This is a genomic window from Acidiplasma cupricumulans, assembly GCF_001402935.1.
Classification (GTDB): Archaea; Thermoplasmatota; Thermoplasmata; order Thermoplasmatales; family Thermoplasmataceae; genus Acidiplasma; species Acidiplasma aeolicum.
On record NZ_LKBH01000270.1, the window covers coordinates 1 to 8372 of the forward strand.

The 8372-nt window shown below is 33.8% G+C and carries 11 protein-coding genes; 3 read left to right on the forward strand and 8 right to left on the reverse strand.

What is annotated here, in order from left to right; genetic code table 11:
- Together AOG55_RS07320 and AOG55_RS07325 are read right to left on the reverse strand one after the other, a co-directional pair.
- Positions 1–984, reverse strand: a 984-nt coding sequence (locus AOG55_RS07320; protein WP_048101979.1) for a pantetheine-phosphate adenylyltransferase, incomplete at its 3' end; no start/stop codon positions are given.
- A 77-nt stretch (positions 985–1061) separates the two neighbouring features.
- Positions 1062–2261, reverse strand: coding sequence for an aminotransferase-like domain-containing protein (locus tag AOG55_RS07325; protein WP_048101980.1), 1200 nt, complete (start codon positions 2259–2261; stop codon positions 1062–1064).
- 89 nt (positions 2262–2350) lie between these two features.
- Between AOG55_RS07325 and AOG55_RS07330 the strand changes: the two genes are divergently transcribed.
- Together AOG55_RS07330 and AOG55_RS07335 are read left to right on the forward strand one after the other, a co-directional pair.
- A complete protein-coding gene (locus AOG55_RS07330; RefSeq protein ID WP_048101981.1) occupies positions 2351–2848 on the forward strand; it encodes a GTPase domain-containing protein in 498 nt (165 codons plus the stop codon).
- A gap of 9 nt (positions 2849–2857) precedes the next feature.
- On the forward strand, positions 2858–3724 hold the full coding sequence (locus tag AOG55_RS07335) for a hypothetical protein (RefSeq protein ID WP_048101982.1): 867 nt from the start codon (positions 2858–2860) through the stop codon (positions 3722–3724).
- Here the strand turns inward: AOG55_RS07335 and rpsB are convergent.
- Genes rpsB through AOG55_RS07360 form a run of 6 tightly spaced genes read right to left on the reverse strand, consistent with a single transcriptional unit; the run spans position 3721 to position 7337 of the window.
- On the reverse strand, positions 3721–4320 hold the full coding sequence (rpsB, locus tag AOG55_RS07340; protein ID WP_369796406.1) for a 30S ribosomal protein S2: 600 nt from the start codon (positions 4318–4320) through the stop codon (positions 3721–3723). The two genes, AOG55_RS07335 and rpsB, sit on opposite strands and share 4 nt — an antisense overlap.
- 46 nt (positions 4321–4366) lie before the next feature.
- Positions 4367–5290 (reverse strand): glutamine-hydrolyzing GMP synthase, encoded by a 924-nt coding sequence (gene guaA / locus AOG55_RS07345; protein WP_055032593.1) that lies wholly within the window; start codon positions 5288–5290, stop codon positions 4367–4369.
- Between the two features lie 49 nt (positions 5291–5339).
- Positions 5340–5648 (reverse strand): hypothetical protein, encoded by a 309-nt coding sequence (locus AOG55_RS07350; protein WP_055041103.1) that lies wholly within the window; start codon positions 5646–5648, stop codon positions 5340–5342.
- Complete coding sequence (locus AOG55_RS09405; protein WP_156150333.1) at positions 5642–5794, reverse strand: hypothetical protein; 153 nt, start codon at positions 5792–5794, stop codon at positions 5642–5644. Before AOG55_RS09405 ends, AOG55_RS07350 begins: the two co-directional genes overlap by 7 nt.
- A gap of 58 nt (positions 5795–5852) precedes the next feature.
- Entirely contained in the window at positions 5853–7127 is a 1275-nt protein-coding gene (hisS, locus tag AOG55_RS07355; protein WP_048101986.1) for a histidine--tRNA ligase, read from the reverse strand.
- A gap of 9 nt (positions 7128–7136) precedes the next feature.
- Positions 7137–7337 (reverse strand): DUF1059 domain-containing protein, encoded by a 201-nt coding sequence (locus AOG55_RS07360; protein ID WP_048101987.1) that lies wholly within the window; start codon positions 7335–7337, stop codon positions 7137–7139.
- Between the two features lie 58 nt (positions 7338–7395).
- Here AOG55_RS07360 and AOG55_RS07365 point away from each other — a divergent pair, with 58 nt between their 5' ends.
- Positions 7396–8352: an NAD-dependent epimerase/dehydratase family protein gene (locus tag AOG55_RS07365; RefSeq protein WP_055041104.1), complete on the forward strand. Its 957-nt coding sequence runs from the start codon at positions 7396–7398 to the stop codon at positions 8350–8352.
- Positions 8353–8372: the final 20 nt, after the last annotated feature.

The window sequence follows — 8372 nt, forward strand, 5'->3', positions numbered from 1 at the left end:
TTTCATCCATCTAAAATCAAATATATTATAAAGGTCCGGCCTGAATCTCACTATAAAGGCATTTCTAATGGATTCCATTATAAGGTCATACCTTTTTATATTGTAATTTGATATTAAACCTATAATACCCTCCCTTTTACCGATATCAGGTATATTATATATCTCCTTTATTGCATCGGATACGGACAGGCCTGACCTTACCACATCAACAATATCTTCAGGCAGTTCAAATCCACTGCTTACGCCTGTGGTTATTCTGCTATAACGGTCTATTACAGCACAGTAATGGAAATCATAATAAACATTGTTTATTTTATTATAAAACAATCCAGATTCTATGCCAATGGAATAATCATTATCCCTTAAACCCTTCATGGCACGGAGCCTTGCGAGCCTTGGCGTATCGTCACCGTATGGCTGATCTGTATCGGTTTCATACTCATGATTCTCAATAACATCAAAATTTTTCATGAATTTATTTAAAAAATCCCTAAGCGCCATTGTTTTTAAACTATTATTTGTGGATATTGAGATTTTAATTGGATTTTTCCTCTTGCCTGTTCTTGTTATTTCACCATATTCAATTCTTGTGGAGCTAATTGGAAAAAAATCCTCTGCCAGAACAAAGGGCACCTTAATTATGTTTAATGGCCTCATATTCATTTCATTGCGTTTATTATTAATATAAATCGCGGTTGAATATGTTTCCGGAGAAACAATGAGATTTGCCTCTTTTATTTTTAATGTCTCGCCAAATTTATCATTTAGTTCATGAATTTCGTAATTATCTGTATATTTATCCATAAATTTTTTTAGCCTTTTTAGCCTTGTTCGATATTTTATTATAAATTCCTTGTTTCCAATGACATAATCATCACTGGTAAGGCCTATAATCACCCTGCATCCGGTATCTATTGCTGTTCTGAGCATTAATTCATGGCCCTTATGAAAATGGTTAAAGGTGCCACCCACCAAAGTATACATATAAGGAAATTAAAAAAACATTATTAAAATATCTCTATGTGACATTTAACTCCATCCAATATTTTAAAATTTAAAGATCAGTTTTTAACCTCCTCCTCTATAGTTTTTGCAAGCCTCCTGACACCCTCCACTATATCAGAATCAGAGGAATATGTAAAATTAAGCCTCATGGTGTTAATTTCTGGATTGTTTTGATAAAATGCAGAACCTGTAATATATGCAACCTTATTTTTTAGTGCCCTTTCAAGCATTTTTGATGTATCTATATTATGGTTAAGTTTTAACCATAGGAACATTCCACCATCAGGCTTTGACCAGACAGCGTCCTTTACATGTTCATCAAGTGATTCCAGCATTATATCCCTCTTCTTTTTATAGAGTTCTATGGTTTTTGGTATCTGCTTATATATTATTCCCCTGTTAAGATACTCATATGCTATGTACTGGGATAACGAATCACTTGCCAGATCAAGGGCCTGCTTAAGTATATTGTATCTTGATAGGACCTCAGGCTGTGATACTGTATAACCGGTTCTTAATCCGGGTGACATCACCTTTGAGAATGTGCCAAGATATGTAACAATATCATGGTCATCAAGGCTTTTTAATGTGGGAATTTTTGTTCCAGAATATCTTAAATCACCATATGGATTATCCTCTATGACCGGTATATTATTTTCGTATGCTATCTCCAAAAGCTGTTTTCTCCTATCAAGAGTCATTGTATATCCTGCAGGGTTTTGAAATGTGGGTATTGTGTATATGAACTTTGGTTTCTTTCCAATGGATTTTAGATATTCAAGTTGTTTTTCAAGTTCTTCAATAATCATACCATTTGAGTCCATTTTTACAGATACTGAGTTAACAAGATTGGCATTTAGTGATGATATCATCCCAACGTATGTTGGTGCCTCTGTAATAACATAATCTCCAGGATTTGCAAATATTTTTGACAGGGCATAAAGTGATTGCTGTGAACCGGTGGTGACCATTATGTTATCTGTATCTGTTTTTATATTTTCGTCCCTATCTAGAAATTTCCTTATCTCATTTTTTAACAGCTGTAATCCGTCTGTCTGTCCGTACTGCAGAGCCTGGGATGCATAATTCTCTATAACATCATCCATAATTTCCTTAAGTTCTGCGGAGGGGAAAGTTTCCGGATTTGGAAGACCCCCACCAAACGATATCATACCGGGCATGGTCACATACTTCAATAGAGACCTAATTTCAGAGGATTTCATCTTCCTTAAGTTATCAGAAAATTCAAAACTCATGGCTAATTATATTAAGACGATATATAAATTTTTATTATGGGAATAAGAAAATAAAAAAATATTTTATAATGGTTATTAATTAAAAGCCAATGGTTCAAAAGGCAATTTGGAAGGTCACGGTTACAGGAGCAAAAAATTCGGGTAAAAGTTCACTAATATCTGCAGCTGTTTATAACTCTGATAAACCTGTGGCACCCAAAGGTTTTATAAGAAAAAAGGTGCAGGGCAGGATAAATGATGATGAATATGATATAGACCTCCTTTTTTATGAAACGCCACTTGAATTAAAATCTGATAAATTTATATCAAAATCCACTTTTATTTTGTTAACTGTGGATATAACAGATGCAAATAGTCTAAAAATGGCCGGAGATTTTGTAAAGCTGTTTTCAGATTCTGAGATATTCCTGGTTGCAATGAAGTCTGATTTAAGGTATATATCCCAATTCTGGATTCCGGAACTTGATAAATTCTACAGAAGCTATGGTGTATCATATTATTTATACAATACAAAGGAGGATTTTTCCCCAATCCTGTCTGAACTTATAGAAAAAACATTTAACAAAATTTATAATAAAAATAAGTGATATGCAAAAATGGGAATTTTTTGTGGGAAATTTGAGTTTAAATTAAGAAATATAAGTATATCCCAGATTATAAACAAGTATCATATAGGCAAATTCTTAAATGGAGATTTTTTTCTAGATCCATGTGAGGCCTTATACCTGTTTTTAAAGGGTAAAATTGAATCATTAAATGGTAATGACCTGGATTTTTTTCTAAATAATATCTTTACAGATGATATATACATATACATTGTATATGAAATATTAAAGAATAAGGGATTTTACATAAAAAGAAATGGAAATAAATTTTATTATAAAAAGACAAAAAAATCGGATTATACAAATTTTGTAATTTTAAAAAGGGAAACAGATATTGTATCATTTGAGGAACTATACAATGAAACTCCGGGAATATTTATTACTCTTGATGAGGACCATAGCATCACATATCATATGACAGAACATATAGACCCCATGGGGATGGCTGAGAATATGCCTGAAAAAATATGCATTAAAAATGCAGGCAGCATATATTATTCATTAAACACCCCTGAATGGTTCGGGGAAAAATTTTATTCTTTAAACATATTAAACAACTTTGAAAGAAGATTTGTTGAAAATAAAATTATGACACCTGAGGAAAAACTATATGCTGATTTAATTAAAAGAAATTTTATTGTAAAAAGTGGATTTAAATATGGAGAACACTTTAGGATTTATTCTGAATCCATGGATATGCATGCCGAATATTTAATTGGTTTAATAGATAAAGAAGAATGGTATAAAATTAGCAGGGCTGTTAGGTTATCAGTAAGTGTTAGAAAATCAATGGTTTTTGCCGGCTTTATAAACAATGAAATAAAATATATAGAAATGAAAAGGATAAAAGATATTTAAATCTGGACCTCAAAATCATCTATTTTTGCCTGCATGTCGTCATATGTTTTTATGTCGCCGCGATCCTTTAAAACCTCCCTTGCAAGAAGCCAGTATATCAGGGCAAGAGACATCCTTCCCTTATTGTTTGTTGGAATTATTAAATCAACAAAGTCGGTTTTATTGTTGGCATCGCAGAGTGCTATTATGGGTATTCCTATTTTAATTGCCTCCTTCATTGCCTGTGTATCGGCAAGCGGGTCTGTTATCACTATTACCTTGGCGCTTGAATATGATTTGAGCATCGGATTGGTTAATGTTCCGGGTATAAACCTGCCTATTATGGAGTTTGACCCAACTATTTCAGAAAATTTAGCAACCGGTCTGAATGCATACTGTCTCTGGGCCACAACAAGGATATCCTCTGGTTTGTATCTTGCCAGCATTTTTCCTGCTTCTATTATTGCATGATTTGTCTTTTTAATATTTAATATGTATAAACCATCGTTCCTAATTTTAAATATATATTTATCCATATCCTTTGATTTGATCTGTGTACCAATATGGACACCAGATTTCTGGTATTCTTCTTCTGGTATCAGTAATTGTTCTTCCATCATGTAAATCTACCTATTTTATCTATGATTATAAATTATTATATAATTATTCCCATTCTATTGTTGCCGGAGGTTTATTTGTTATGTCATAAACAACCCTGTTAATCTCAGGGATTTCGTCTGTTATTTCTGTTGATATCTTTTCAAGAAGGTTCCAGTCCGGCCTGCTAAAGGTGCCTGTCATTCCATCAAGGGTATCAATAAATCTTATTGCAACAGTTTTACCATATGAACGCTGATCACCATGAACGCCGGTTGTATTTACTGGCAGTAAAACGGCAAAGTACTGCCATGGCCTTTCATGCATGTTCTCCATAACATTTCTCTCAACAATGTCTGTTGCTTTTCTTATCAGATCAAGTTTTTCCTCTGTAACCTCGCCTATTATTCTAATTGACAGGCCTGGGCCAGGAAAGGGCATAATTTCAGGGATGCCAAGATATTTTGATACCTCCCTAACCTCATCCTTATAAAGATCTCTTAGTGGTTCTATAAGCTTTAATTTCATATTTTCTGGCAGTCCACCAACGTTGTGATGGCTTTTAATTGTATCTCTGGACTGCCCGCCACTTTCTATCCAGTCAGGTGCTATTGTACCCTGAAGCAGATATTCTGCGCCAAAATCTTTTGCAGCCTCCTCAAAAACATCTATAAAGGTTTTTCCCACTATCTTCCGCTTCTGTTCAGGATCTGTAATGCCCTTTAAATTTTGAATGAACCTCTGCCGTGCATCAATAATTTTATAATTGATATTATATTTTTTAAAAATTTTTTCTGCATTTTCCACCTCATGAAGCCTTAATAAACCGGTGTCAACAAAAATAACAAGTATATCCCGTGAAACCATTCCAGCTATTACAGAAAGCAGTGTGCTGTCCTGACCACCTGAGCATGCCAGTATTCCCTTACCCTTCAGCTGTGATTTAATCTGTAATTTGGCATCCTCTATGAACTGTTCTGGTTTAACCATGTAGCCTCATGACAAACATTTTATTAAAGTTTTCAATAAATAATAATTTTTAGGTCTTCATTATGGCGCCAAGGAATATTAACAATCCAATTAAAACGCCAATAATGGACGCTATTAGATAAAATTCTGTAGGCTCAAGCACCTGGTATACAAATGAAACATGGGCCACGCTTGATGACCCGAATATTGTAAATATACCAATTACAAGTCCAACAATAAGCAATACAGATCCTACTATCCTGCTTTTGCTGCTGCCAAAATATGCAGTAAGTGCCCCAAAAACAATAAGGGCCAGAGCCAGCAGGGCAAGGATAACCATTACAAATGCATCCCAGTTCCAGTTAAAAGAAGTCACCATGTTACAACACCTCCAAAGAGACCTGCACCTAATATCATTTTAAAGGTCATAATAAAACCATTTGCTTTTTTTGGTTTTATCATAATTGGTTCTGCAAACTTACCTAGCAGAGCCCGAATCCCTTTAAAGTTAAAACCTTCAGGCATTAGAAGTTAAAAGTAAAAATGGATATAAATTTTTCCTAAATGATTGATTGATAAATTATTATAATAATTTATAAAATTCTTCCTCTTCGATTGTTTTCTGCTCACCGGTCTTCATATCCTTTAATGTTACTGTTCCTGATTTTACCTCGTTTTCTCCAATTATTAATGCAAAATCAAATTCGGCTGCGCTCTTTATCTGCGATGATAATTTTCTACCTGTAATGTCCACCAGTGCAATTCTATTACTTTTCCTTATTTTTGATGCCAAATTAATTGAATATTCAATAAATTGGGATCCCAGATTGCATATATAATATGACTGCTTGCGCATGTATTTCTCCCAGAGATTGTATTTTTTCAATAATATTTCAAGAACTGCATCGCCTATGGCAAAACCAATGGCTGGTATATTTTCATCAGAGAATAGTGTTGAAAGCCCATCATAGCGGCCTCCACCAAGTATTGCACGGAGTTCACCAACCGAGTCAAATGCCTCAAATACTATGCCTGTATAATATGATAATCCCCTGACAACTGAAAAATCATATTTTATATCACTTTTTGTATAAAAACTTATATATGAAAATGTTGTTTTAAGCCTTTCAATACGGTTTTTTAATCCATCAAAATTATTTAATATACTTTTTAATTTTTTCTCGAAGTCTTTAATATCAAGCCTTTCAGAAAGAAGATCAAGTATCTTTTCGGTATTTTTTTTATCCACGTTAATCTCAGCCATCATGGAAATAAACTGTTCTCTTGTTATTTTTCTGTATTTATCTATTACTGAAAATGCCTCATGGATATTTTGTATGTTCATATCATTAAGTATATATTCCATCACCTGTCTGTCATTTATATTTATTTGATACTTACCTGAAAGCCCGAGTTCATCAAGTATCTGTGCGGCAAGACCTATGATCTCAGAATCAGCCTCTGCAGAATCCAGACCAAACATGTCTGCATTAAATTGATAGTGCTCCCTGAATCTGCCTTCCTGGGGTTCTTCATATCTCCATACCTTTGGCAATGAATACCATCTTACCGGCCTTGGTATATCCTTTCTTGCTGTTAGAAGTCTTACAGTTGATGGTGTTGCCTCCGGTATCATTGTAACCTCCCTTCCACCCTTATCTGTGAATGAAAAGGTCTGGCTAACAAGTTCGCTCCCAGATTTCTGTTTGTACATTTCAAGATATTCAAGGCTTGGAAAATCTATTCTCTGGTATCCAAAATTCTCAGCAACATTTGTTATTCTGGTAAAAACTGAATAGCGTATTTCCATATCCTCAGGATAATGATCCCTGAAACCTTTAATCCTTTCTATCTTCATATTAAACACTTAAATTGGAAGATCGTCTCTTCTCTCTCCCTCGGTAATGACACTGTCAATTTTTTTCATCATTTCATCGCTAATTTCATTTGTTGCATGTGCATAGTGAAAATGTATTCTTATCCTTGGATAAAGATCCTCCCTTTTTTCAGCATGATGCTCAAATGAACAATCCCATCCCAAATCCCTGCATTTGAAGTAATATGTCATGGCTAGTAATTTGTTTAAGATATAAAAAGAATTATCATTTACTTATTTATATAGGTTCATGGAAAACAAAAATATTCTAATAACAGGTGGCGCTGGATTTATAGGATCAAACATGGTTGAGAAACTAATAAATGATAACAATATCACTGTTATTGATAATCTTAATAACCATGTTGGTGAAAGGTTTATCAAAAGATTTTATCGCAATAAAAATTTTAAATTTATAAATGGCGATCTGTTAAAATATGATCTTGAATCCCTTAATGACATTGACATTATTATTCACTTCTCCGCAAATTCGGATGTTAGATATGGATCAGAGGATCCAATAAAGGATTTTAACAATAATGTTATAGTTACACAGAATATACTTGAATACATGAGGAAAAAGGATGTAAAGGAAATATTATTTGCATCGTCATCAACGGTTTATGGTGAGGCTAATATCATGCCAACACCTGAAAACTATGGACCGTATTTGCCGATATCATCATATGGAGCATCAAAAATGGCCAATGAGGGGTTTATAAGTGCATATTCACATTATTATGGAATAAGGGGGACGATATTCAGATTTGCAAATATTGTTGGCAGGAATTCTACACACGGCGTAATATATGATTTTATACATAAACTATTAAAAAATAATAAAGAACTAGAAATACTTGGTGATGGAACACAGGAAAAATCATACATGCATGTTACTGACTGTGTTGACTCAATGATTTATGTGCATGAAAATTTAAGTAGAACGGATATAATAAACCTTGGAAATGATGAAACAACATCTGTAAGAAAAATTGCTGATTATGTTGTAAGCGGTATGGGACTAAAAAATGTTAAATATATTTTTACCGGAGGAATTAATGGCAGGGGCTGGAAGGGCGATGTGAAGAAGACATACCTGGACATAACAAAGTTAAAAAAACTGGGCTGGAAAAGCAGGTATACAAGCGATCAGTCTGTTGAGGTCGCCGTAAAAGAAACTCTGGAGCAGATTAAGGCCATGGAATAATTAATAAACTATTTTAAATA